Raw genomic sequence first — 26,245 nt, 5'->3', positions numbered from 1 at the left:
TATTTCGTTCGAATTTAGATAATCAGCGACATTTCGCTGTCGTTCCCGATACAATAAACACACAACTGCTTGACTAAAAACAACTTAGATACAGGCACAAATATTTACTTTTTTTACTCCCGGGATCAATTATCCAAATCAGAATCCTGAGTAATAGCGACTAAAAAGAATGTATGAAACCTTTCTCCCATCTAATCAACTCTGATGAGCCATTGAAATTAAAAACAGAGATTCTCTCCGGTTTGACCGTTGCATTTGCGCTGGTACCTGAAGCGATGGCGTTTGCAATGATTGCAGGCCTTTCCCCACTCAACGGTTTATACGCTTCAATTTCGATCGGTTTTGTAACATCATTACTTGGTGGCAGGCCTGGCATGATCTCCGGATCCACGGGGGCAGTCGCGGTAGTTATTATCTCACTTTCTAAATCTTATGGTATAGAATACGTATTTGCTGCGGGTATTTTAGCAGGAATAATTCAGTTGGTAGCGGCAATTTTTCATTTTGAAAAACTTCTGAGACTTATTCCATTACCAGTGGTATCTGGCTTTGTGAATGGTTTGGCAATCATTATTTTCTTTTCTCAGCTCGATCAATTTAAAATTGAAAAGGCCAATGGGCTTTCAGAGTGGCTTTCCGGCCCGCCACTGTTGATCATGATCTCTTTGGTTTTACTTACTATATTCATTATTTGGATGCTTCCGAAGCTAACAAATATTATTCCGTCATCACTAATTGCAATATTATTTATATTTAGCGTCGTGACAGTATTAAAAATTCCAACAAAAACCATAGGTGACATTTCTCTGATAAACGGTAAATTTCCACCTTTTCATATCCCACAATTACCTATTTCAAAGGAAGTTATCTATGTAGTTTTCCCATACGCTATGATCATCGCCAGCGTAGGTTTAATAGAAACTTTACTAACATTTAATATTTTAAACGAAACTATAAAAGGGCCGTCCAATAGTAATAAAGAAATTAGAGCTCAGGGTATTGCCAATATTGTATCCGGCTTATTCTCAGGCATGAGCGGCTGTGCTATGCTCGGGCAAAGCATGGTCAACGTTTCGTCGGGAGCCAGGACGCGATTGTCAGGAATTTTCGCTTCGCTATCCTTATTATTATTGGTTATGTTTGGGTCAGGTATCATCATAAAGATTCCAATGGCTGCACTGACCGGCATCATGATTGTTGTTGCTGTTAAAACTTTCTCCTGGTCCAGCCTAAAAACGGCGGCATCCATACCATTCACCGATTTGTTCACCATGGTTTCGGTAACGGCAATTACAGTATTTTTTAATAATCTCGCACTTGCTGTATTGATTGGGGTAATCATATCTTCCCTGATATTCGCCTGGCAAGGCGCAACAATGCTTCGAATAACAAATACTAAAAAGGATCTGCTATCAATACAATACAAAGTATCCGGACCATTATTTTTCGGATCTGTTTCCCATTTTACAAAACATTTTCAAATAACTGACGATCAGGAATTTGTTACAATTGATTTATCAGATTGCAAAATTTTTGATATAACCGGATTGATCTCCCTTCACAATCTTACTGACCAATACAGATTAAAGAAGAAAAAACTTTACCTCCTAAACCTGAATGATCATAACATAAAACTTCTAAAAAGGTCAAATTCATTTATTAAGGTAAATCTTATCGAACATAAAAATCTGACCTGCCCGGATTAGGCAAAATGCTCCTTTCTAATTCCCAAACGCTTAATTTTAGAATTTAAGGTACTAACCGGTACGCCAAGTAAAATGGCCGCCCCGCCGTCACCTGACACTCTGCCGCTACACGTTTTAAGAATTTTAAGAATATGCTCACGCTCATTCTCATCGATCGTTTTTATCTGCACATCTTCATACTGTGCCTGCATCTTGTTTTGCTTTTTGAGCGTAGGTAATACAATGTTGTTTAAGGCATTTCCGGTTGATAGCAACACACTTCTTTCTATGAGGTGTTCCAGCTCACGGATATTCCCTGGCCAACAATATTGTACTAAATCCTGAAGTACCTTATTACTAATCGTAGAAATTCGTCGGCCCGTTTTTTTAGAATAACGTGAAATAAAATGCGTAGCAAGAAGTGGAATATCCTCTCTACGATCTCTCAAAGCAGGAAGATTTATTGGAAAAATATTTAAACGGTAATAAAGATCACTTCTAAACCTCCCTTCCTCCATTTCCTTTTCCAGGTCTCTGTTCGTTGCAGCAATAATTCTAACATCCACCTTAATCGTATTTTTCCCACCCACCCTTTCAATTTCCTTCTCTTGCAAGGCCCGTAATAGTTTGACCTGAAGATCAAGAGGCATCTCACCAATTTCATCCAAAAATAAAGTGCCGTTATTGGCGAGTTCAAATTTGCCTAACCGGCGTTCCGTAGCACCTGTAAAACTTCCGCGTTCATGACCAAAAAGCTCGCTCTCAATTAAATTTGGCGGTAAAGCAGCGCAATTGACTTTTACCATCAATTTATTTTTCCGAGGCGAATTGTTATGGATCGCGCGTGCAATCAGTTCCTTTCCCGTCCCGGTTTCCCCAAGTAACAAGACGGTGCTGTCGGAAGATGCAACCTGAGCTACAAGTCGAAATGTTCTTTGAATGGCCGGACTTTCACCAATAATTTCTCCATAATTCTGCGTAATCTCAATTTCCTCCTTAAGGTAAATTTTTTCCTCTTCAAGCTGTTGCTTATAGTTGTTGATCTCACATATTTGTTTGCTTATTTTTTCACTGGATATAATGTTAGCGACAGCAATAGCGATCTGTGAACAGATGCCAGTAAAAAGATTCTCCTGAAACCTCTCATTTTTACCACTATGTCTAAAATCCATAACGGCAATACTTTCTTCTCCAATTCTTAGCCAGGTGCTCAGTAGCCTTTCGTCTTTGGCTGCTAATATTGTGTCATCGTAAGATGAAAGGTTGTGATTTTTTATCTTTTCAAAATCAGAATGAGCCAAAAATTCATTTTCAGGATCAAATAACATCGGCCAGTACGTTTCCCTATCTTCACACCACGTATGAATTACATAGTAATCGATTTTAAAAAGCTTTTTTAGTTGCTGCTTAAGAATCTGTGCCAAAGTGCATTTATCTCTTACAGAAGCTATCGCATTACTAAATGCCAATAAACTGGATTTTTCTTCCTCCCGCCTCCAAATTTCTTCATTGGCAGTGATATTCGAAACAGCAATAGAAATCTGATTTGCGAGGCTATTGATAAGGCTTAATTTATTAGCATTTTGTTTTTCATCGAAATGAATCATCCAAAATCCGAAAGTTTCACCAAGTTTTGAAAATTTGGCAATAACAATCTGACTAATCCCACTTTCGTAATTGACAGCAAAATAAGGTAGGAGTTCCTGTTTTTCAACTAGTTCCTGCATATCAAAAATTACAGGAAGAGGTTCAGATATAACCCTGCCAAAGACATCATCGTTTATAAAAGTTTTTTCACCAACTGCTTTTTGATATAAGGGATGGTTTTTTGCTCTGGAGTCAGGGTCTAATAAAAATGTACTGGCCGTTACTTTGTCATCATTAATCATAATAATGGTCGTATGAGTACATCCAAGCAATCCCTTAATTTTTCGTTTAATTGTACTTAGAAGATCCTCACTATTTCTTATCGTAGCTATATCTGAATTCAGCGAAAACAATAATTCTCGCTCGCTCTCCCTCCGGACAATTTCTTCATTGGCCAATACATTGGAAATCGCAACAGAAATCTGCGCACATACCCCCCGAAGAAGCATATCACTGACTTTATTCAACGAATCAATGTCCATGTAAAAAAAGAGACATCCCAGATTCTTTTCACCAACCCGAAGCGGCACCCCGGCGAAATGAGTTAATCCATTCTGAATCCAAAAACTTACATCACACAATTCCCCCAGTTCAGCTATGTTGAAAATTACCGTTCCGTTAGAATGAATTGTCCTGTCAAAAACAATATCCTCTACACTATTTTTTCGGTATAACACCTGTTTAAAGTCCTCGTGACTTATTACAGCATCATTCAAATATAAAATGTGTGGTGTATGGGTTTTCCCGTCCTGACCGTATAACATGATCACAAATCCGCTGATTGAAAATAATTCTTTCAATTTAGTGGTCACAATATCGAGAAGCTCAGTTTTATTAGTGGTTGCAGCAATTTCATTACTTAACGAAATTAGTTTTGTTTGTTCTGCTTCTGCGGGAAAATGATTTTCAGTTATCTGCTGAAGCTGATCATGCAAATGAATCAGGGATTTTAAATGATTACCGATCGCATTTTGCAACGAGGATCCTGACTGTTCTTTACCTGATATTCCAATAATGGACCGTATATTGTCTCCATCAATCAGTTTTACAAGTTTTGTTTTCTTTTCGATTTGAATATTGTGTGGTAGCGTTGCAGTTTCCATACTATTTGCTGGTTATGTCCGAAAAAATTAAAAACATGCATGGATATATCAATTTGATGATATCCAGTACATTATTATTCAATTATCATACCAACAATTAAATTACTCACTATCAGGATCTTAAAAATAGAAACGGCAAAATTTTAGTTATATTTAACCAATTTAAAAACGCCTGTATTGATATTTCACCAATGTTGAAAATTGCATTCCTATCTTTTGAGACCGCTCATCCTAAAACCAAGCGATGGTTTATTTTAAGGTCTATTTTTTAATTCCAAGCTTTTTTATTTTCGAATTTAGCGTGGATATATTAATATCCAGCAGTTTGGCTGCCCCATCATCGCCATAAACTTTCCAGTTACATTTTTCCAATACAGAAATAATATAATCTCTTTCGTTTTCATTGACCGTTTTTATCTTCACCTGCCCCGGTGAGTCCACCTGTTTTGCTTTCACTGCTGGTAAAGCGAACGAATTAATAACCGGCCCCAGGGCTAATAAGACGCTTCTGGCTACCAAATTTTCTAACTCACGCACATTACCCGGCCAATGATATTCCAAAATGGATTTTTGAACGTGATCAGCAAATCGTGTAATTGTTTTATTCTCCTTGGCGGAATATTTCTTTAAAAAGAAATCTGCAAGAATTAAGATATCATCCTGCCGCTCTCGAAGCGGGGGAAGCAGAAGAGGAAATACATTTAAGCGATAAAATAAATCAAGCCTGAACCGACCCGCAGCAAGTTCCTCATCCAAGTTCCTGTTAGTCGCAGCAATAACCCGTACGTTAATTTTAACAATAGTCCCACCGACTCGCTCGATTTCCATTTCCTGCAATACTCTGAGAAATTTAACCTGTAAATCGAGTGGTAACTCGCCTATTTCATCCAAAAACAAAGTTCCTCCATCCGCCATCTCGAATTTACCAATCCTACGATTTAACGCTCCCGTAAATGAACCTTTTTCATGACCAAAAAGCTCCGATTCTATCAAATTTGGAGGAAGCGCAGCACAGTTTACAACAACAAGTGGCTTATTACTTCGCCTGGAAACGCGATGTATTGCTTTGGCTACTAACTCTTTACCAGTTCCACTCTCTCCAAGAATCAAAACAGAAGTATCAGAAGGAGCAACAATTTTGATATTGTTCAACATATTCTGCATTTCAAGGCTTTGACCAATTATATCTTTCAACGCATTACCATATGAGGACTCGTTTAAATGTCCTTCAAAACCTGCTTTATTTTCTCTAACTTCTTTTTTATTTTGATGTAAATACCACGCAATATCCAAAGTAACCAAAACATCCCGCTCACGAAATGGTTTTACCAAAAATCCATATGGTTTTGTCAGTTTGGCTACATCAAGAACTTTTTTTTCAGAATTAGCAGACAAATAAACAAATGCAATTTCTTTTTCATTTAGAGATTTGGCAAGATCAATGCCGGTAAGCTTCCCTTGCAAAAATATATCCAGAAGTACCAGATCCGGGCTTTCATCTTCAATAATTTTCAAGGCGATCGGGACAGATCTTGCGATTGAACATACCTGATAACCAGCACGTTCAAGGATCATTTGCAAATTATTTGCTTCAAGAAAATGGTCTTCAACTATGAGTATTTTTGCTTTCACGATCGAGTGTGTCTATTTACCACAAGCTACTAAATTTAACCTAAATATTTCAAAAAATATGCTGCATAGGTTTAAAAAGAGAACCCCATTAGAAATGACTGTTATTTAAAGTAACAATCTATCTCTGTCCTAAAATTATCTCGGAAGCAAATTCTGCAATCATTAAGGTTGGTGCATTGGTATTGGCTGTTGTAATTTGAGGCATTATTGATGCGTCAGCGATCCGCAAGCCTTGAATGCCATGTACCATTAACCGGCTATCAACAACGGCATACCTTCCTTTCCCCATGGCGCAGGTTCCAACGGGATGAAAATATGTTGAACAGGAATCCTTGACAAACTCACGGATTTTTTGTCTGTCCAGCTTTTCAGGAGGCGATATCCAGGTATTGATTATTTTTGCAAGTTCTGGTTCCGCAACTAAATTCATGCAAAGCTCAACTGCGTTTACCATTGCTTCAAAATCAATTTCTTCTAAAAGAAAGTTAGGTTGAATTTCAAGCAAATCATCCTCAGAGCTGGATTTCATTTTAATATATCCTTTACTTTTCACATCAATCAGGGTAACAAAAATGCTAAAACAATTCTCCTTAACCGGATATAACTTTGCTATTTCTTCGGTCTGAATAGGATATTGAATCGGAATCAGCATTAAATCTGATTTTGTCAATTCCGCAGCACTTTTCCAGTACATATTAATTCCACCTAAATTGTAGGTCATTTGCCCTATGGGTTCCTTAACCTGAAATGTCATGGATATAAGCGGGTGGTCTTGAAGATTTTTCCCAACACCCGGAAGGTCAACTTTGACTTCAATACCCATAGAAACTAATTCTTTTTCGTCACCAATTCCTGAAAGCATTAAAATTCTTGGTGTCTCAATTGCACCAGCACAAAGAATGACTTCAATATCGGCGAAGACAGTTTTAATTTCAGTATCATGCAGAAACATCAGTCCAGTACATCGATTACCTTCAAAAATTAATTTCAATACTTTTGCCGCAGTTATTACAGTAAGGTTTTCATTTCCCAAAATTGGTTTTAAATACCCTTCGAAAGGACTCGATCTTACTCCGTTTTCTATATTCATGCTCATAGGCCCAACGCCTTCCGGATTGATGCCGTTGGTATCTTCAAGATATGGCATTCCATATGATACCGCCGCCTCTATCGCTGCTTTGTCAATAAAATGCAAATGGGTTCCTTTGAGCACATGAATCGGCCCACCCGATCCGTGAAAATCAGAGGCCCCGTCTTCCCAATCTTCAATTTTTTTAAATAAAGGTAACACAGACTCAAAATCCCAACCCTCATTTCCTGCATTTGCCCAACCATCATAATCACTCTTATTGCCTCTTGCCCAAACCATTGCATTGATACTTCCGGATCCGCCAAGAACCTTACCTCTTGGCGCAAAAATTTTACGATTATTGAGGATCGGCGATGGTTCATAACGGTATAAATAATCCTGTGGGCTTCCAATATTTTCTAACCATCGCAGTGGATTTGTGATGGTTTCAAGCCCTTCCCCGCTTTCTCCTGCTTCTAAAATGAGCACTTTAAAGTTTTTGTTTTCAATTAATCTCCTCGCTACTACGCAACCTGCCGAACCAGCTCCAACAATGATAAAATCGTAGTTTGCTTGCTTTACTTTCTGCCCCCTGCTCGCACTTGGAGACTCAATAATCTCATTCATCATGATTTATAATCTTTTAAGGTATGACTCCGGACATCTTAAACCATTATTTTAAAGCATTTGAGCAGTTGAAATTAGAAAGGCAATTTTGCTGCATTTTAAATCTAACAATTGGAATCATGTTAGCACCAGACCTCATGATTCCAATTATCATTAATTTTTACAGTAAATCAATCGCTCACTATTAATCATTCAGTTACCTTCATTTAATTTTTGAGAACCTTTTGATCCAGAAAGGTTCTGATCGTGTCAGCAATCTCATCACCTGAACTTTCCAGGGCAAAATGGCCAGCATCAAACAAATGGTATTCCAGGTTTTTAATATCTTTTTTGTATGCTTCTGCACCGGCAACAGGAAATATAAAATCATTTTTACCGTAAACAATGAGCATTTCAGGATTGTAATCCCGAAAATATTGCTGCCATTCGGGATATAGTTTGACGTTGCTTTGATAATCATAAAACATATCAAGTTGAATTCTTCCATTTTCCGGGCGCTCTAAATGTCTTAGATCGATTTCCCAATTATCCGGACTTATAACACTAGCATCGGGCACTCCATGGGTATATTGCCATTTCAATCCATCCGGACTATGAAATCCTTTTAGAGTCTCTTCCGCTTTTTTATCATTTATATTTTTCCAATAAGCTTTAATTGGATCCCAAAATGCTTCCAGGCCTTCATCGTAAGCACAACCATTTTGCACGATCAAGGTATCTATTCGCTCCGGATGTTTAGAAGCGATCCGCCAGCCAACCGGTGCGCCATAGTCCATCAGATAAAGACTATACTTGCTGATATTCAGTTGATTTAGCAACTCCTCGATGATAAGCGAATAATTTTCAAAGGTGTAAGAAAAATCAGCAATCGGAGGCTGCTCACTACGTCCATACCCAGGATAATCCGCTGCAATCAGATGGTATTTATCAGACAAAGCGGTAATCAAATTTCTAAACATGTGTGAAGAACTGGGATAACCATGCAGAAGTACTAATGTCGGCGCATCTTTAGGACCCGCTTCCCGGTAAAAAATGTCAACTCCATTAATTTTAATGAAGCGGTGCTGTGTTTTGTTTTTCATTTCGAATCCATTTTTTAATTGTTAAAAATTTAACCTGGCGCAGTTTGACATGAGCTTATCAGTTTGCGAATTATTTAATTGACTCTGCATAAATCAATATCATACCAACATATATATTGCTTAATATCAAATAGTTATATTTATTTTAAATTTTTAACATTATTGATATTTCGTTTTAAGTCCATTTAAAATTGAAATAACAATAGTCTTTTCTGAGGCCTTTGAAGTGATCCCCGATCTCAGCAGATTTTGAAATTTAATAAAGCCTGTCCGGATTTGATTTTACAAATTATTCTGAAAGTGATTTGCTTAACGAATGCTGTTCCAGACGTTACGAATTCCTTTATTACATATCAAATCATTGTCGCTAAAAATTGATATGTCGTAATGGATTATATAACACAACCCAACATATAAGTTTGATTATCAATACATTAACAAATGGCACGATTAATGCCATATTAAAATTGAATTATCGGATTATTTTCGAACCAACTTAAAATAAGCTCAGTAACTCAAATTAATCTTCCAATCCTATAAAAAATAGAATATGAATCGTGCCAACATATACCCAGAACTCATGCCATACGTAAACTTGCATGGCAAATCTTTCACGATCAATAAAAACTCAAATTTCTGTTTTGACATTCAGCATTTGGATCCCAGCTTTTCTAACAAAATTCGAATGCACGAAAAGCATATCCGGAAGGATATTTATCAAATAATATGGGTAAAAAAAGGAAGAGGTCATTTCAATTGCAGAAAATTAACCCAGGAGATCAATGAAAACTTTGTTTACCTGATTTCTCCCGGACAATGTTATACGTTGGAACCGAATACTCGGTTTGAGGGCTATTTGATTTCCTTTTCCGAAGATTTCTTATCGCTTTCCGGTATTGAAATTTTAAATATTTTTCATTTAGAAACTAAAAAGTTCCATACTATTTTTCCGCAAATTCAAGCCGATAGTGAAATGGAATCCGAATTAGAAGCCATTATGTTTAATATGATCAAAGAATATGCCAACTATTATCATTTAAGATCAGAAGCGTTAAAAGGTTTCCTAAAAATACTAATGATTTATTTGTCCCGAAAGATTGACCATATAGCTGACTTCGAAGAAAAAAATCAAAATAATTATTTACTGAAAAAATTCATGTCACTCGTTGAAAATAATTTCGCAGTAAAAAAAATGGTTTCCTCCTACGCATCTGAACTGTCAATAACGCCAAACCATCTGAATGCAAAAATTAAGCGTAATACCGGGTTCACCGCAAGCTATCACATTCACCAGAGAATTATGCTGGAAGCTAAAAGGTACGCCGTCCACTCTTCCCTGACCATGAAAGAGGTTTCGTTCCTATTAGGATTTGACGATACTTCCCATTTCAGTAAGTTTTTTAAAAATCAAAGCGGTATATGTTTTTCGAATTTTAAAAAACATTCGGAATCAGTTTTTTAAAAACAAGATCTTTTGCATTATAAAAACTAAGCTTTGCCAGGGCGATTTCTCCCAGGCAAAGCTTAGTTTTTAACATAGAAACCTAACTAATTCAACTGGTTAGGATTACATTGTTTTCTTTAATGACCCCAATTGTTTTGCAAGTAGTTGATCGTTTATTTTTTTAGCGCGTTCGTGATAAGTAAACTTAGGCTGAGTGGTGAGTCAATTTCATGTGAAAGGCCATATCGATCTTCGATATAAAATGCATCATTATGAGCTATCCAGACACCATCTTGGTCTTGCCAAACGATAATCTTCAATGGTAAATCCAGTGCAGCAATTGGATTTTCATTCATTATTTTCGCTCCGGATTTTGGATTTCCAAACAGGACAAATTCAAGTGGTAATATTTCAAAACCGACACTGTGAGCTTCTGTTTGCTGATTAATCCTGGCATAAATTGTTGCCCCATGGTTTTGTAAAAATATCACCAGCCGATTCATAGTATCTACAACAGAATATTCACTGGAACGAACAATCACGCCTTTAAAATTCATCATAATTAAATTTTTTAATGATAAAAAAGGGTACAGTTTTATGTGATTCCCTTTAAAAGAAATCACATAAAACATTTAATATCAGCACATATGACTCTAAATATCCTTCGTAATAAAACCACACCTTGTCAAAGCCCTTTGAAAACTAAACTTGTAAAGGTCTTTCCATCGATGACAAAACCACCCCATTTTGCATCAAATGCAGCAGTTGGTTTAGCTGCAATGATTTCAGTTAATGATTTGCCTTGTTTTTTGAGTTTGCTAACTTTTTCACGGACAGTCACCAGCATTTCATGGAATGCGATCAGTTGCGCTTTGTTTCCAATGGCCCCATGGCCAGGAACAACAATGGTTTTGTTTGTCGTTCTCTCAACGTTAAACTTGGCGGCCTTAATCATTCCGTCAATACTGCCACCTGTTGAGTAATCAATAAATGGATAATAGCTGTTCCAAAAAGTATCTGCGACATGCAAAATATCTGCGTTCGGGAAATAAATTGAAACATCGCAATCGGTATGCGCCGGGCTATATTTCTTTACCTGTATTGACTCTCCATTAAATTTCATGGCATATTCATCCTTAAATAAAACAGTCGGCAAAGCACTTTTGGGCGCCGGTGGAAAGGTATAATCCCAGTCCACCACCCGAACAGTTGTTGCAAGGTGTTGTTTTGTTTTTTCCTGAGCAATAATCTTAGCGCCTGCTGCATGTACCCATTCATTCCCATCGGCGTGATCAAAATGCCAGTGGCTATTAATTAAAAATTTCAATGGGTCAGAGCTGATTGCATTTAGAGCCGCAGAAACATTGGGCTTAGAAACCCCAATACCCGCATCAACCATTAATTTCCCATCCTTACCATGAAGAACGGATATGTTGCCGCCCGACCCTTCCAGAACCGTGATATTTCCTCTTAGTTTGGTTGCTGTAATCTTCGCGGTCGCGGCTGCCTTTTTGATAGTAATAACCGGACTTTCCTTCTGGACTAAATTCATATTGGGTCCAAAAAACGTTCCGGCCAATACCAAACCTGACATGCCGATAAATTCTCTGCGGCCAAGATTATCGGAATTTTTTGCTTCCATAATATTAACATTTTTATTGTGAACGGAATTGACAATTTGTATAAAATAAAAACAATAAAGAGACTGATAATAAGCAAAATACAGATTAACTATTATTTTTATCCGGTAAGCCTGTTTTCACTTTCAAGTATCAGATAATTAAATAACGCAATGAAAACCGGACTTGGCATTTCCTACGCCGTACCCTCAAAATCAATAAGTTTTATGATATCCGGTCCTGAAATTATAAACCTATTGCATTACCTCGGCAACTGGAAAATCAACAGGTACTGAGGTAACTGCGAATAAATAGTTCGTAAAAATTTTGGCGGTAATCAAACCAACTAAATCAACTAACGCACCTTCATTATATCCTGCTTCAAAAAAATTATCAACCAGCATTGGGTCAGCTCCACCTTTATTCTCTGTAATGGATTTTGCTAATTGCAGCACTGCGTTTAATTTATTCTCCGGACTATGCCCCACACGAAAAGATAATGTATCTGCCTTAGAGTAACCCTTCATGGTGGCTACCATGGTGTGTGCGGCCAGGCAATAATTACACTCGTTTACCTCAGAAACAACAAGAAAAATCGCTTCTCTTTCCTTTCCTGAAAATACAGTTTTATTTAGTGCGCCCTCAAAATCAAGAAATGCCCTGAGTGTTACGGGCGAATATCCCATTGTCGCATATAAATTTGGGACCTTACCAAGACTTTTTTTCACTTCGTCAAATAAAATCTGTGCCTCCGGTGTTACCTCAGAATAGCTTGGAACATGGATTGTTTTCATGTTAAAATTGAATTTAGTTTTAAATTGCTTATACGATTTACGTATAAGACTTCTTGTAAAACCAATATCATACCATGATTTAAGTGACTGAAAATCAAATAATTAATTTAAAAGTATTGATAAGTACCTAGCGATATCTCAATTTTTACCGATCTATCAGTGAAATAGCATTATTTGGATACTAATAAGTACATAACAGCTTAATTGAGCAAAAGCTTCATTTTAAATTAGTAACTTGATGGTATCAGATTTAATTAGCGTATTAATGTTATTTCATGACATCATCATAAATTATTGAAATAAAGCTAATTTATATCAACAAAATTTATACTAATACACTTACAATTAACTATTTAAGAAATGGAATACTTTTATTAATACATTATTCTTATAATTATATAACTATCTGAATCCGGTATTTAAATTTAACAATCCTGTCAAATTAACTTGCTAACAAAATGAATTATGCACAACTAGCTTTTTCAGACGCTACAAAAGCGCTGCAAGAGGAATTTGGAAGTCGGAAAACGTATGAAAAAGTTGAAAAATTTAATGTTGTTTATGGCCTCACAGGAAATGAAACCAGCTTTATTGAAGATCAGGATCATTTCTATATGGCGAGTATCGGTGAAAACGGATACCCATACATTCAGCATCGCGGCGGTCCAAAAAACTTTATTAAAATTCTTGATAATAAAACCCTGGCGTTTGTTGATTTTATTGGCAACAAGCAATACATATCGGTTGGCAATATAGAGACAAATCCCAATGTTGCGCTTATCATGATATCGTACCCTCACAAAGCCCGGTTGAAAATTTTTGCAAAAGCACAAATTGTGTCAATATCAGAAAATCCGGAATTGTTTGAAAAAATAGATCCGGCAGATTACAAACACCGTCCTGAGCGCATGTTGGTTCTGAATATACAGGCGTATGACTGGAATTGCCCCCAGCACATTATTCCACGTTATACAACCGAAGAAATAGATTTGGCATATGAGCCTAACCGACAATATGTGCATGAGCTGGAAGAAGAAAATAAGAAATTGAAAAAAGAAATTGAGGCGCTTAAAAAGTTATAGACAGGCTAAATCAGTATCCCCATCCAGTCAAATTAAATAACTTGCCTGGATCGGGATACTGATTTGATTTGTGCCCGAAGTGATATATCAATCGTAAAAGCAGGACCTTTGTTACAGGTTATGTGTGCCAAAACTAGCAAGTGGTTTATATGCCGATGGCTCACGTTTAACATCAAGTTCCTGAAGCAATGACTCAAATTCGACCATATAAGTTTTTCCCATCTGCCGCTTTAAAAAACTATCCATCGTGTCATTCCAAGTCTCATAAACTAAAAACTCTTCAGGTTTTCCTATGCCTTCGTGTATTGTAGCGTTTATAAAATTGGGTTCCGATTTTAAGATATTAAAAAGTGTTATAAGCCCTTCTCTAAATCTGTCTTTGCTCTCGGGTCCCGCTGTAAATTTTATTGATAAGGTAAGTTGCTCCATTTGACTTTCGCGATTAGATCCGGTGTTTAACCCTGAATATCAATAGTTAAAAATTATATAGTCAGGAATATTTTCTTTTTTTAATCCAAACTTTTTTAATCTATTCCTGCACTTCCGGTATAATAGAAGTTTCAGCAGAAACGGTATAAAGTGTTCCATGCCTTTCGAGAATTCGAACATGATCTATCACGTTTTTCAACGCAGTTTGAAAGTTTTCACTTTGCAAATGCGTATCAAGCGTTTCCCGATCTGCCCATCCTTCTGCAAGGATACAAATAGTGGGGTCAATCAAATCGAATGAAAAGTGATAATACACGCAGCCCGGAAGCTTTCTGGTTTCTATAATATGCGATTTAACAGCATCTATAAATACTTGTTTGTCGTCCGGATGTATTCGATAAGACGTATGGACGACTAAGGTTGCTTTCATATTCATGATTTAATTATTTATAATTTGCTGATATTTTCTATTGCCTCTTGATCCATTTTTTGCTGAAGGCAAAGTCATATATCAAAGCCATATTTAGCTGCCCACTTTACTTTTATTGAAGCCTTGGCATCTATAAATTCCTGATCAGTTCCCTGGGCTATGGCGTCAAGGGGGTAACGTAAAGGCCTCGTCCCCTTTTCCATATCTACCAGATGTTTTATCCCGTCTGCAATTGTTTGCGGATCCATATTAAAGTCCTTCATTTTTCCATATAAAGACGCGCCCAATCCTTCCATACGCGGGCCATAATCGGTGTATGCTCCAACAATTGCGTCATTATCGGCATTAAAACCACCTTTTTCTGCCATTCCTGTCGGATACACACCACAAGGTATCGACACATTTTCGATGCCAAATGTCCGTAGCTCTGAGTTTATACCTTCTACCAGGGTCTCCATCGCAAACTTTGAAGCGAAATAAGGAACCATATAGGGTAAAGCAAATCCTCCTGCTCCTGTTGATAAATTGATGATCAGGCCGTCTTTCGCCGCTCTCATTTTTGGTAGTACTGCATCATAAGTTCTCAACACACCGAAAAAATTAGTTTCAAACATTTTCTTTATTAAATGTATGCTATATCCTTCTGCTGGTCCAAAACCAGTTACCGCTGCGTTGTTAATCAGCACATCCAGTTTCGGGTGTTTTGAAAAGACCGATTCAAATGCTGCTTCAACGGAAGCATCTGTATTAATATCCATTTCAACAATCTCAACTCCGTTGATAGCACCGAGTTCTTCGGCGGACGCCTGATTCTTTCCTTTTGTTTCGCGCATGGTCGCAATAATCGTATGACCATCTTTTGCCAGAGTAGCGGCAGTAAGTTTACCGAAACCGGAACTTGTTCCTGTGATTAAAATAACTTTGGACATTTGAGAAGTATTAAAGATTAAATTATTCAAGGCATTCTCTTGCGCTTGATTGACTATTGAGCCATCTAAAACGCTGTAACATCTTGTTAGCTCTGTGAAAAAAAATTGGAGGGATTGTCATTATTGAGTAATACGGCTGATAAAACGTGTTTGTTTACACCAGGTGTTCTGGCCAAAATCATTTACTATTTTTTTATCAATAATGGATGACTTCAATCCGGGTTACTGGGTATAGTTTTTATTCCAGCATTCAAAATACTTACTTACAAATAATTACAAAAAAATATCATCTTTTCAAATTTTGACATGTCGACATTTAACCAATTCAAATTCAAGTATCATTAATTTGAAAAACCAACAAATCATCAGCCTTTTTTACTTCGGAAATGATGGATTTTCATCTTATCACTGATTATGAAAATCACGACTTAATAAGTCCCATGAATGCTAATACAGCTTCCAGATCGCGTTGAAACTGCCATTAACCTTGCGAATTCATTTTATCAATGAAAGTATAAACCTTTGAGATAAGGCCTTTAGATATCACAAAAACATCTTCTCCTTTTATCAAATCTTTATTATCATCGGGACCAAAGTTCCAGACAAGCCTGGCGACCTCGTGATGCTGATCCGGATTATTGGAGGTTGTAAACTGAAAACCCGGGTTTTCTTTGTGAAGATGGTCTATAAAATCATTAATCTTGTCCTTACCCGTTATCGCGACAAAGGGGTCAATAAACTCTACATCATCTGCATACAGCGCCTCGATAAGCAAAGTACGTTTACTACGATCCTGTTCATTCCACAGTATAAAATGTTCGTTGACAAGTTTTTTAATAGCGATTTCCATGTTCCCAAGTCAATTTTTTTTTAATAGATTAGGTTACTTATCAAAATACCTTTCTAATTCACTGTGTTCATTACACAAAACCTATTCATGTAAATCTCTTAACTATTATGATTCAATCAACATTTATGCCAAAGCATAATTAATTGACTGAAAGATTATTAACCAAAATAAAAATAATTCCAGTATCTTTATTTCGCTATTTCGGATACGATTTTCGACATTTCGATATTAAAAATTTCGTTCTCACAAAATAATTTCCATCCTTTAAAGAAATAAAGTGTGATATCAGAAATCACAAAGGCATTCTGGCTTACCGATTACTAGAAAATTATTCACCAACTAGGTGGTAATTAAAAGATTAACTATATTAGAAAAGGTGAAAAATACAGAATAGAACGATTTAATGTACCATCCAATGTACAAATACATAACTATCTGTTTTCTTTTTTTAGCATTTCTTAAAAGTAATGCACAGGATCAGACTGCGGCTACTTACGAAGAATTGTTGCGAAAAGTTAAAACAACCAAACCAGACACGGCAAGGATCATATCGCTACTGGATCTGGGAAACTATTTTTTGTTAAAACCGAACGAATATCAGAACGATCTGGATAGCGCGTTTAAATACTTTGAAATGGCAAATCTGCTCGGTCAAAGGCTCGGTTTGCCTGATTGGGAAAACAGATCAAAGGCTTCGATGATGGGTTATTATTTAGAGAAAAAGGAATACCAGAAAAGCACGGAAATCTTTAAAGCTGTAACTGAATATTTTCGAAAAAACGGTGAAAAGTATCGTGAAGCTGTTACGTTAGAAACTTATGCAAGACAGATGGGTTTTGACAGAACTCGCCCCGACATTTTAATTGAAATTATTGGGTACCATGAGCGCGCCAGAAAATTATTTTTTGAAACGAACCAACTCGAAAGTGCAATCGATATCCTTCGGGGAATTGCTGACATTCATATGCAGCAAGGTAAGCTGGATCAAGCAGAACAAGAATTATTTAAAGTAGTCGCAGAATTTAAAAAATTCAAAATTGATAAGTTACAGTATCCATATGATATGCTGGCAGAAGTCAATTACAGAAGAGGCGACCAACCTAAGGAGCTCATGTACAGACTTCTGTCTCTTAAATATACAGCAGTTACCAATTCACAGGCAACAGACAAATATTGGCGATATGTTTCATTGGCTCATCTATATCTTCAATTAAATCAAAGTGAGCGCGCTTTATATTTTGCAAACAAGACCCTGACCGAAGGAAAGGTAAAAACGGGAGATATGGTTTACTATTGTAGTTTACTGTATGCGGTAGATGCCTTATTGGCACAAAGAAAGTTTAAATACGCCTATACCTTTTTGAAAGATCATCAGCTGAAAGCAAAAAACAGTCTGGAGGCCGGAATATATTTAAATCAGGCCATGGGCAATTATTATACTGCAGTTAAAAAGTATGGAACAGCGGAGGATTATTTTTTAAAGTCGCTTTATTATTATGAACTTGACGACAAAGCTCACGTAAATAGACACCTTTATGCACAGGAAGCGTATACAATTGGTCACTTTTATATTTTGGCAAAACGATTTAAAAACGCTGGTTACTACTTAAAACAGATCGAGTTTTATCCGTCGCAAATTCTTCCGCCGATCCAGCAGGCAAAAATTAATTTTGAACTTTTCCAGGTAGATTCTGCATTAGGAAATTACGTTTCAGCAATAAAACATTTCCAGTTACATAAAAAAATAAATGACTCTCTTTTTACGGCTACCAAGGTTCGTCAGCTTGATGAATTGCAGGTAAAATATGAATCCAGCCGCAAGGCACATGAAATTAAATCACTTTACAGCCAAAGTCAGGTCCAACAATTAAAACTCCAAAAAGTCAATAAGGAAAGAGATTTAATCCTACTCGGATTGTTAATGTTTGCCATAACATCAGCACTTGCGTATAAAGGGTATCGTGACAAGCAAAACAGCAACCAGATCATATTAAAAAGCAACGAGCTAATTTTGAATAAAAATGCGCAGCTGCAACATTTACTTACTGAAAAAGAATGGCTTCTGAAAGAGGTACATCATCGGGTGAAAAATAATCTGCACATGGTGATTTGTTTATTAGAGTCGCAGGCAGCTTATTTGGAAAACGATGCTTTAAAGGCATTGGAATTAAGTCAGCATCGTATTTATACTATATCACTGATTCACCAAAAGCTATATCAATCGGAGGATATAAAATCTGTCGATATGTCCTCCTATCTGGCCGAATTCATTCCATATCTTATTGATTGTTTCCAAACCAAGGGAAAGATCCATTTTGATTTAGATATTGAACCAATACAGCTAAGCCCAACGCAGGCTTTACCTGTTGCCCTGATCATAAACGAAGCTGTAACAAATTCAATTAAATATGCATTTCAAGGTAAATCCAAAGGCAATATAAGTATTGCGCTTAGTCAATTCGATAATGATATTATTCTCGAACTTGCCGACAATGGCGTTGGAATTAACCTGGAAAGTGCTCATCCCTCCGCAAATTCACTTGGTTTAAAATTAATCAAAGGACTTAGTGAGGACATCAATGCGCAGATATCCTTTAACAACAGCAATGGAACTTTAATTACCGTTGTTTTCCAAAGAGATACTTTGCTGGAAAACGCTATGGCAATTTAGATTGTCACCAAAAAATTCCCGGCAATTGTTTATCTCACAATTGCCGGGAAGTCAAATCAGAGGACGTCAGATTTCTTTAAAGCTCTTTTGATCTATGCGCCTCTGAAAATACTGTAAACCGCACTTTCAAAGCATTTAAATCAGGCAGGACCTCATGTCCTGTTGAGATGTATGTAATGCCTGGCTGATTCCGACATTGTCACAACAGAGCCTGCAAGGATTACAATGTCCTTCAAAACCAGCCTTCCCCTACCTGATAAGTAAGGAAAACCCCATTGATGGTCGCCCAGATCAGGAACCCATGATTCAGGTGTTGTAATCAAAAAAGATAGTGTTCCAATAGTCATTATAAAAACAAGAATACTGCCAATCATACTTGCAAAAGGGAATATTTTATGCAAAGATACCAAAACTGCTACCATGATGAGAAATACACCCAGCCCCCGTGAAAAACCATAGGTGTTGTTTTTAATATGCCATTGATGATTCTTAATTGATAATTCTCCTTCTTTATTTTGATAGTTTTTGTATTCGTCCGGATGGCTATAGAAAAATGACATGAAGGGACTGTTGGCTACAAATGGAACTATTCCATCCGCCTCGTAACTAAAAAATTTCAGGAAACCAATCCATAGAAAAACCAATACGATACTAAACCTTAACAAACTCCTGCCCAATTGGTCAAGGTCCTTGATGAAATTTACTAATGCATGTTTCATGATATTACTTTGGCACGTTTAAATTTTATTCAAGATGTCAGCGAAATATTCCCTTTAAGACATACGTGAGCAATAAGAAGTCATTTTAAATACTTACGAAGCTCTGCGGCGGCCTGAACAAATAACGACCTGGTTTGTGGAATTTCAGCCAGACCATTTAACAGTCCAAAATCATGAATAACACCATTGTACCTGACAGTCGTTGTGGTAACACCGGCCTGTTCCAGTTTTCTGCCATACGCCTCTCCTCCGTCGCGTAGAACATCATTTTCTGCTACCTGAATTAATGCAGGTGGTAATCCCTGTAATTGCTCAATTGTTGCCTGTAACGGTGATGCATATATGTCTTTTCTTTTTTCGGGATCAGCAATGTACATATCATACATCCATTTCATTAATGGTGTGGTTAAAAACCGTTGGTCTCCGAATAACTTGTACGATTCTGTGTCAAAACTTGAATCTACAATGGGCCACATCATAATTTGCAATTTAATTTCCGGGCCGTTATGAGCCTTTGCCATTAATGCGGTTACGGTGGTCATATTACCTCCAACGCTATTTCCTACTACTGCGAGCCTTTTGCCATCTACGTTGATTTCCTTTCCATTTTCAGCCACCCATTTTGTAGCAGCGTAAATTTGGTTAATCTGAGTAGGGAAAATAGCCTCTGGTGTCCTGGTATAATTGACAAACACGGCTGCACAACCCGAAAGCACAACAAGATCCCTTACCATGCGCTCATGAGTTGGAAAATCTCCAAGAACCCATCCCCCGCCGTGAATAAATATAAACACCGGAAGAACAGTTTTAACTCCTGCTGGCCTTACGATATTGAGCTTGATAGAAAATCCATCAGCAGAAATTGTCTTTTCAGAAACATCAATACCTGACACATCAACTTTTACAGATTTCTGCGCATCAACTAAAACCATCTGTGCATCCGTGGGTGACAAGGTCTCAACGCCCGGACCTCCGGTATTCAGGCCTTTCAAAAATATTTTTACTTTGGGGCTTAAATGTGGGTCGGTAGCATAATCCTGAACCTGACTGTAAGATGTGATACCAACGCCAAAAAGCATTAGGGCGCAAAAAAATAAGCCCTGTGTTCCAACTGAAATAAAATTTTGAAAATTCTCCATAGTAAATACTTGTTTAGTTTTATATGTCAACAAGATTACAAATCCAATACCAGTAAATAAAGTACTGATTTATAGGAACTTAATATTTTTATTAATCCTTTTGAATAACGAAATCCCGTTTTTTCATGTCGATCTGTCTTTATATGGATATGGTCTTAATACACATTTATAACTACTTGCATACCTGCGTATAGCAATATACGTAAGCAGTTGATTTCTCCTGTTAATTTTTTAATTTGAATAATATCAGTAATCAAAAATACCTTTTGCTTACAATTGTCCACGCTACTGACGGGTCTATTGAAATATAAAGATAGCCTCGCTTAAAATTGAAATATCGCCATTAATTATTTCAAAATATAAAAATAAAATACTGATAATCAGGACATTAAATGTATGGCATTATTCTTATTTACACCATTATACAGGCTTAAATTCTAAAATTAAGGCTTATAAAGAAACTCATCAGGCAATGAAAATTCGGGTAGAGCGCTTTAATATATTGAGAGTTTTAAGAAACATGCATCATTGAAATTGATCAGAATTCAGATCAGTCACATTTCAGAAAGTCATTTTGCAGTCGAAATGAATATCATTAAACCATAACTAAAACAGTAAGAAAATGGGAAATAGAGTTGCTGATCAACTGGTTGATTTGATCATAAAAGCAAATATCAAGAGGATCTATGCTGTAACCGGCGATAGCCTGAATGAACTTAATGATGCAGTGCGTCAACGTCCTGAATTACAGTGGGTACACGTTAGAAATGAGGAAGCAGGAGCGTTTGCAGCCTCCGCAGATGCTCAATTAAGCGGTATTGCCTGCTGTGCAGGAAGCAGTGGCCCAGGTCATGTCCATCTGGTAAACGGACTGTATGATGCACACAGGTCAGCTGCACCTGTTTTTGCGATTGCCTCTACCTGTGCTACAAAGGAATTTGGCAGCGGCTATTTTCAGGAAACGAATGTTACTAAACTTTTTGATGATTGTAGTTTCTATACCCAGGTCGCAAACACTGCGGCTCAAGTGCCAAGAATGGCACAAGCGGCGATCCAGACGGCAATAATGAAGAAAGGTGTGGCCGTATTAGGACTTCCCGGAGACGTAACAGGACAACCTTCGGTGTCAATCGACTCGGCGGAACAGTGCTATTTTGCCAAAGCAAATATTTGCCCCGCTGAAAACGAAATTAATGAGTTGGCAGGTCTCATCAATCGCCACAATAAAATTTGTGTATTTTGTGGTATTGGTGCGGCTGATGCCCATGATGAAGTTTTAGCACTGGCAAAATTATTAAAGTCTCCCGTTGGCTATTCCTTTCGGGGAAAAATGGGAATTCAGTACGACAATCCTTACGAGGTGGGTATGACGGGATTATTGGGACTGCCTTCGGCCTATCATAGCATGCATGAAAGCGATTTACTGATCCTTTTAGGTACCGATTTTCCATACACATCTTTTTATCCAAAAGGCAAAACGATCGTGCAAATAGATATAAAGCCTGAGAATCTTGGCAGACGGGCTAAGCTGAAAATGGGTTTATTTGGCGATATTAAAACTTCTCTAAAGGCACTTATACCTCTTTTAAACAATAAAACGGACACAAGCTTTTTGGATGCTCAGCTGCATATATATAATAAAGTTAAAGAGCACCATTCTATATATGTGAATGACCGGGGCAAATTCAATGCAATACATCCGGAAGCATTAACATTTTTAATTGACACGATTGCTTCCGACGATGCTATTTTCACATGTGACACGGGTATGTGTAATGTTTGGAGCGCCCGTTACATCACTGCAAATGGGAAACGGAGTATGATTGCTTCATTTGTGCATGGCTCCATGGCAAATGCAATGCCCCACGCAATAGGAGCCTCTTTTGCATATCCAAACAGGCAGGTTGTAGCCCTATGCGGTGATGGTGGAATTTCCATGTTACTGGGCGATCTGGCAACGATTAAGCAATACATGCTGCCGATCAAGATTATAGTATACAATAATCGTTCATTAGGGATGGTAAAACTGGAAATGGAATTGGACGGACTACCTGACTTTCAGGTTGATATGGTTAATCCTGAATTTTCCAAAGTGGCAGAAGCGATGGGTATTATGGGAATTACGATTAGTGATCCCAAAGATCTTGATTCCGGCTTAAAGCAGGCATTCTCTCATTCCGGACCGGTTTTGGTCAATGTTATGACCGATCCAACGGCACTGGCCATGCCTCCGAAAGTCACGATGAAGATGGCCGGAGGAATGGCAACTTCAATGGCTAAAATGATACTGGGAGGAAATTTCGAGGAAGTTTTGGATACTGTTAAGGATAATTACAAGCACTTACCTGAAATTTTGGATTAGGATTAGTTAAAAAAATGAAGCGATGATTTCAGATAACATATCTAGAAAAGACAATGATAAAAATACATTCATCATTGCATGGGTAATTGGTTGCATATTCTATTTTATGGAATATGCAATACGCTCATCCCCGGCTGTTATGATACATGAGCTTTCCAACTTCTACCATATTACCGAATTAAAAGTAAGCTCAATTTTAGGTACATACTATTATACCTATGCCATTACCAGCCTTATTTCAGGAATAGCACTAGATAGAATTGGGGGGAAATATGCTATATCGTTTGGCATAGCCATGCTGGCAACCGGATGTTTTTTATTTTCTTTTCCATACGTTTTTATTGGGGATTTGGGAAGACTTTTGCAAGGTGCTGGTTCGGCCTTCGCGTTCACAGGGTGTGTTTATCTGGCCTCACATGGATTTCAGGCAAAAAAAATCGCCACGGCAATAGGTTTTACACAAAGCATGGGCATGTTAGGAGGGTTTGCCGGCCAATTTGTATCCGGGCCTTTAATCCAGAATGGTCTGTCATTAAAATCTTTTTGGACAACAATTGCTGTTATTTGTTTTTTTATTGGGTTACTGCTATTCTCAATCACACCTTCTGAGAACAAACGAGATAGTGAGCATTCCAAAGGCGGTTTATTAGCTCCATACAAAATCGTTTTCAGCAATGCTCAATCCTATTTAAGCGGCATTATATCCGGACTATTATTCGCCCCTACTACTATCTTTGCGATGACCTGGGGGGTAGCTTTCTTTCAGCAGGACCGGAATGTAAGTTACCATGACGCCGTACTAATCTGTTCTATGGTTCCGTTGGGATGGTGCTTCGGCAGTCCATTACTGGGTTGGTTGACAGATAAAATTGGTAAACGCAAACCGGTTTTGATAGGTGGTATCATCATTATGATTGTTAGTTTTGGACAGTTATTTTTGTTGCCTCAAATCCTCCCCTCAGTAGTTTCAATGTTTATTTTTGGCACTGCTTCCGGAGCAGCTATGATACCCTACACAATTATAAAAGAAGCTAACCCTGAGAATGTTAAGGGAAGTGCCACAGGGGGTATTAATTTTATAACGTTTGGGGTAACTTCATTATTAGGCCCATTATTTTCTTCGTGGATTGGAAAAACATTGACTACTACTACCAATCATAGCGCACATTTCAAAAGTGCAGGTTTCTTTTTTCTTACTATCCTTTTGATTGCGGCCGGTACCAGCTTTTTAATAAAAGAAACCGGGCATGAAAAAAAAGCATGATGGATTTTGAAGTTACCGCACAAGATCACATCCAAAAACTAAAATTTTATGGAAAAGGCCTTTTTTACAGTTACAATTATGATCTGCTTATCATCCAGCGCGACGTATAGCCAGAATGGTTCAAACGAATTCAAGGATGGAATGAAGATAAAATTAGACAGTTCAGGTAAAAAGTATATCAACTTCATTACTTACGCTACATTTTGGGCGAGAATATCGAATGCTAATCCCGGAACAGCAATAAATGGTGTAAAAAAGACGAGATGGACCGATTTCAGCATCCGGCAATTCCGGCTTATTACATATAGTCAGTTAAATAAACACTATTTAATTTTGGCCGACATTGGAATTGATAATCAGTCCTTTTCAACAGGCGGATCAGCGGGTGGTGGCAACACAGGCAATGGAAGTAGTACTTTTGCAGGCACGCTTGGAAAAAAACCGGCCCTTTATATTCACGATCTTTGGAACGAATACATGGTGTTACCAGATGTTGATGAAACAACGGGCAAACCCCGGAAACTTTCTTTATACGTAGGTACTGGTTTACATTACTGGATAGGTATCAGCCGTATGACTACCTCCAGCTCATCTACTTATCTTGCCCTGGATGTTCCGCTTTTCAACTGGCCGCTCACGGACTATTCGGATCAGTTCGCCAGGCAGCTTGGCATATATTTTAAAGGAAATGCAGGGCCTGTTGCCTACCGGTGGGCCATTAATAAACCCTTTACAGTGCTGTCACCTAATACTGTTTTTAACAAAAGCACGGCTGATAGTTCTTATGCAGTAGATAACAATACTAAAGGAAATCTTTCTACCACCGGATACGTGGCATGGCAGCTTTTTGAAAAAGAATCACATTTGTTACCATATACGACAGGAACTTATGTGGGTACAAAAAAAGTATTCAACATTGGAATGGGATACTATTTTACTAAAAATGGAACGGCCACATCATCTTCTACTGCCCCTAATGCATCATTAATCCGACACAATATTTTGCTATGGTCCACTGATTGTTTTGTTGACATTCCTTTTGGTGGTGTTAAAAACTGGGCATTTACAGGATATAGTGTCTTTTACAAATACGATTTTGGTCCGAAGTATCTTCGATATGAATCAAATATAAATGCCAACGTAGGGCCGGCACCTGGTTATACGGGACCAATATCACAAGCAGGATTTGGGAACCTGGCGCCGGTAACAGGAAGTGGAAATACTTTATTTACCCAAATCGGAATGCTTTTACCAAAGCAGCATTTTACTCAAATCCGATTTCAACCTTTTGGAGAACTTGCCTTGCAAAAGTTTGAACGTTACGAAAATTCCAGATTTCATTACTGGAGTATAGGGGGCAATATATATTTAGACGGTCATCACTCAAGATTAACTTTTAAATATCAAACCCGGCCAATCGTTGAAAATAACAGCCAGCAGTCATCCAAAGGGACTTTTATACTTGCTACGCAAGTTAATTTGTAAATATTAGCTGTTGTAATTTAACTGGATAAGTTTGATTATACAGGGTTGTTCAGGCGTATGTTTTTTTAAATTTTTGCAGGAATTATTGCCAAATAATATATCCTTATTTATTTGGATACATCAAGGTGTTAAAACAACTATTATTCCTGCTAAGAGTTTTGGAATACTGTTATTTTTAATACT

The 26,245-nt window shown here is 37.4% G+C and carries 20 protein-coding genes; 7 read left to right on the top strand and 13 right to left on the bottom strand.

The genetic code is table 11. From position 1 onward, the window contains the following. Positions 1–173 precede the first annotated feature (173 nt). A complete protein-coding gene (locus tag FZF08_RS15825) occupies positions 174–1,706 on the top strand; it encodes a SulP family inorganic anion transporter (protein ID WP_159470400.1) in 1,533 nt (510 codons plus the stop codon). Here FZF08_RS15825 and FZF08_RS31810 read toward each other — a convergent pair. The 4 genes from FZF08_RS31810 to FZF08_RS15805 all read right to left on the bottom strand — a co-directional run bounded on the left by FZF08_RS31810 (position 1,703) and on the right by FZF08_RS15805 (position 8,845). Then, positions 1,703–4,435, bottom strand: a complete 2,733-nt coding sequence (locus FZF08_RS31810) for a sigma 54-interacting transcriptional regulator (protein ID WP_229216556.1) — start codon at positions 4,433–4,435, stop codon at positions 1,703–1,705. The genes FZF08_RS15825 and FZF08_RS31810 overlap by 4 nt on opposite strands. A gap of 261 nt (positions 4,436–4,696) precedes the next feature. After that, positions 4,697–6,067, bottom strand: coding sequence for a sigma-54 dependent transcriptional regulator (locus FZF08_RS15815; protein WP_159470398.1), 1,371 nt, complete (start codon positions 6,065–6,067; stop codon positions 4,697–4,699). 118 nt (positions 6,068–6,185) lie between these two features. Next, entirely contained in the window at positions 6,186–7,766 is a 1,581-nt protein-coding gene (locus tag FZF08_RS15810) for a GMC family oxidoreductase (protein WP_200837103.1), read from the bottom strand. 203 nt (positions 7,767–7,969) lie between these two features. Beyond that, entirely contained in the window at positions 7,970–8,845 is an 876-nt protein-coding gene (locus FZF08_RS15805) for an alpha/beta fold hydrolase (RefSeq protein ID WP_159470396.1), read from the bottom strand. Between the two features lie 685 nt (positions 8,846–9,530). On the opposite strand from FZF08_RS15805, the gene FZF08_RS15800 reads away from it, so the two are divergent. Beyond that, positions 9,531–10,307, top strand: a complete 777-nt coding sequence (locus FZF08_RS15800; RefSeq protein ID WP_159470394.1) for a helix-turn-helix domain-containing protein — start codon at positions 9,531–9,533, stop codon at positions 10,305–10,307. A gap of 155 nt (positions 10,308–10,462) precedes the next feature. Here the strand turns inward: FZF08_RS15800 and FZF08_RS15795 are convergent, their stop codons facing one another. The 3 genes from FZF08_RS15795 to FZF08_RS15785 form a co-directional block, all read right to left on the bottom strand. After that, positions 10,463–10,849 (bottom strand): DUF302 domain-containing protein, encoded by a 387-nt coding sequence (locus FZF08_RS15795; protein WP_229216555.1) that lies wholly within the window; start codon positions 10,847–10,849, stop codon positions 10,463–10,465. A 125-nt stretch (positions 10,850–10,974) separates the two neighbouring features. After that, the gene (locus FZF08_RS15790; RefSeq protein WP_159470391.1) at positions 10,975–11,931 is read right to left on the bottom strand and encodes an MBL fold metallo-hydrolase; all 957 of its coding nucleotides are present in this window, start codon (positions 11,929–11,931) and stop codon (positions 10,975–10,977) included. A gap of 231 nt (positions 11,932–12,162) precedes the next feature. Further along, positions 12,163–12,702, bottom strand: a complete 540-nt coding sequence (locus FZF08_RS15785; protein ID WP_159470389.1) for a carboxymuconolactone decarboxylase family protein — start codon at positions 12,700–12,702, stop codon at positions 12,163–12,165. A gap of 458 nt (positions 12,703–13,160) precedes the next feature. On the opposite strand from FZF08_RS15785, the gene FZF08_RS15780 reads away from it, so the two are divergent. Next, positions 13,161–13,784, top strand: a complete 624-nt coding sequence (locus FZF08_RS15780) for a pyridoxamine 5'-phosphate oxidase family protein (protein WP_159470387.1) — start codon at positions 13,161–13,163, stop codon at positions 13,782–13,784. Positions 13,785–13,895: 111 nt separating this feature from the next. Here FZF08_RS15780 and FZF08_RS15775 read toward each other — a convergent pair whose 3' ends face one another. From FZF08_RS15775 to FZF08_RS15760, 4 genes are all read right to left on the bottom strand, one after another. Continuing rightward, positions 13,896–14,213 (bottom strand): putative quinol monooxygenase, encoded by a 318-nt coding sequence (locus FZF08_RS15775; protein ID WP_159470385.1) that lies wholly within the window; start codon positions 14,211–14,213, stop codon positions 13,896–13,898. A gap of 100 nt (positions 14,214–14,313) precedes the next feature. Then, complete coding sequence (locus FZF08_RS15770; RefSeq protein WP_159470383.1) at positions 14,314–14,643, bottom strand: putative quinol monooxygenase; 330 nt, start codon at positions 14,641–14,643, stop codon at positions 14,314–14,316. A 74-nt stretch (positions 14,644–14,717) separates the two neighbouring features. Continuing rightward, entirely contained in the window at positions 14,718–15,572 is an 855-nt protein-coding gene (locus FZF08_RS15765) for an SDR family NAD(P)-dependent oxidoreductase (protein ID WP_159470381.1), read from the bottom strand. A gap of 481 nt (positions 15,573–16,053) precedes the next feature. Continuing rightward, a complete protein-coding gene (locus FZF08_RS15760; protein ID WP_159470379.1) occupies positions 16,054–16,422 on the bottom strand; it encodes a nuclear transport factor 2 family protein in 369 nt (122 codons plus the stop codon). Positions 16,423–16,837: 415 nt separating this feature from the next. On the opposite strand from FZF08_RS15760, the gene FZF08_RS15755 reads away from it, so the two are divergent. Next, entirely contained in the window at positions 16,838–19,093 is a 2,256-nt protein-coding gene (locus FZF08_RS15755) for a sensor histidine kinase (protein WP_159470377.1), read from the top strand. A gap of 152 nt (positions 19,094–19,245) precedes the next feature. Here FZF08_RS15755 and FZF08_RS15750 read toward each other — a convergent pair whose 3' ends face one another. Both FZF08_RS15750 and FZF08_RS15745 read right to left on the bottom strand, forming a co-directional pair. Continuing rightward, positions 19,246–19,812: a DUF417 family protein gene (locus FZF08_RS15750; RefSeq protein WP_159470375.1), complete on the bottom strand. Its 567-nt coding sequence runs from the start codon at positions 19,810–19,812 to the stop codon at positions 19,246–19,248. Between the two features lie 80 nt (positions 19,813–19,892). After that, complete coding sequence (locus FZF08_RS15745) at positions 19,893–20,891, bottom strand: alpha/beta hydrolase (protein WP_159470477.1); 999 nt, start codon at positions 20,889–20,891, stop codon at positions 19,893–19,895. Between the two features lie 682 nt (positions 20,892–21,573). Here FZF08_RS15745 and FZF08_RS15740 point away from each other — a divergent pair. Genes FZF08_RS15740 through FZF08_RS15730 form a run of 3 tightly spaced genes read left to right on the top strand, consistent with a single transcriptional unit; the run spans position 21,574 to position 26,062 of the window. After that, a complete protein-coding gene (locus FZF08_RS15740; protein WP_159470373.1) occupies positions 21,574–23,313 on the top strand; it encodes a thiamine pyrophosphate-dependent enzyme in 1,740 nt (579 codons plus the stop codon). Positions 23,314–23,335: 22 nt separating this feature from the next. Then, complete coding sequence (locus FZF08_RS15735; RefSeq protein WP_200837102.1) at positions 23,336–24,577, top strand: MFS transporter; 1,242 nt, start codon at positions 23,336–23,338, stop codon at positions 24,575–24,577. Between the two features lie 48 nt (positions 24,578–24,625). Further along, positions 24,626–26,062 (top strand): porin, encoded by a 1,437-nt coding sequence (locus FZF08_RS15730; protein WP_159470370.1) that lies wholly within the window; start codon positions 24,626–24,628, stop codon positions 26,060–26,062. The last annotated feature ends 183 nt before the right edge of the window (positions 26,063–26,245 follow it).

Origin of the sequence: Dyadobacter sp. 3J3, from assembly GCF_009801115.1 — a bacterium.
Taxonomy (GTDB): Bacteria; Bacteroidota; Bacteroidia; order Cytophagales; family Spirosomataceae; genus Dyadobacter.
This window is presented reverse-complemented; position numbering and strand designations above follow the sequence as displayed.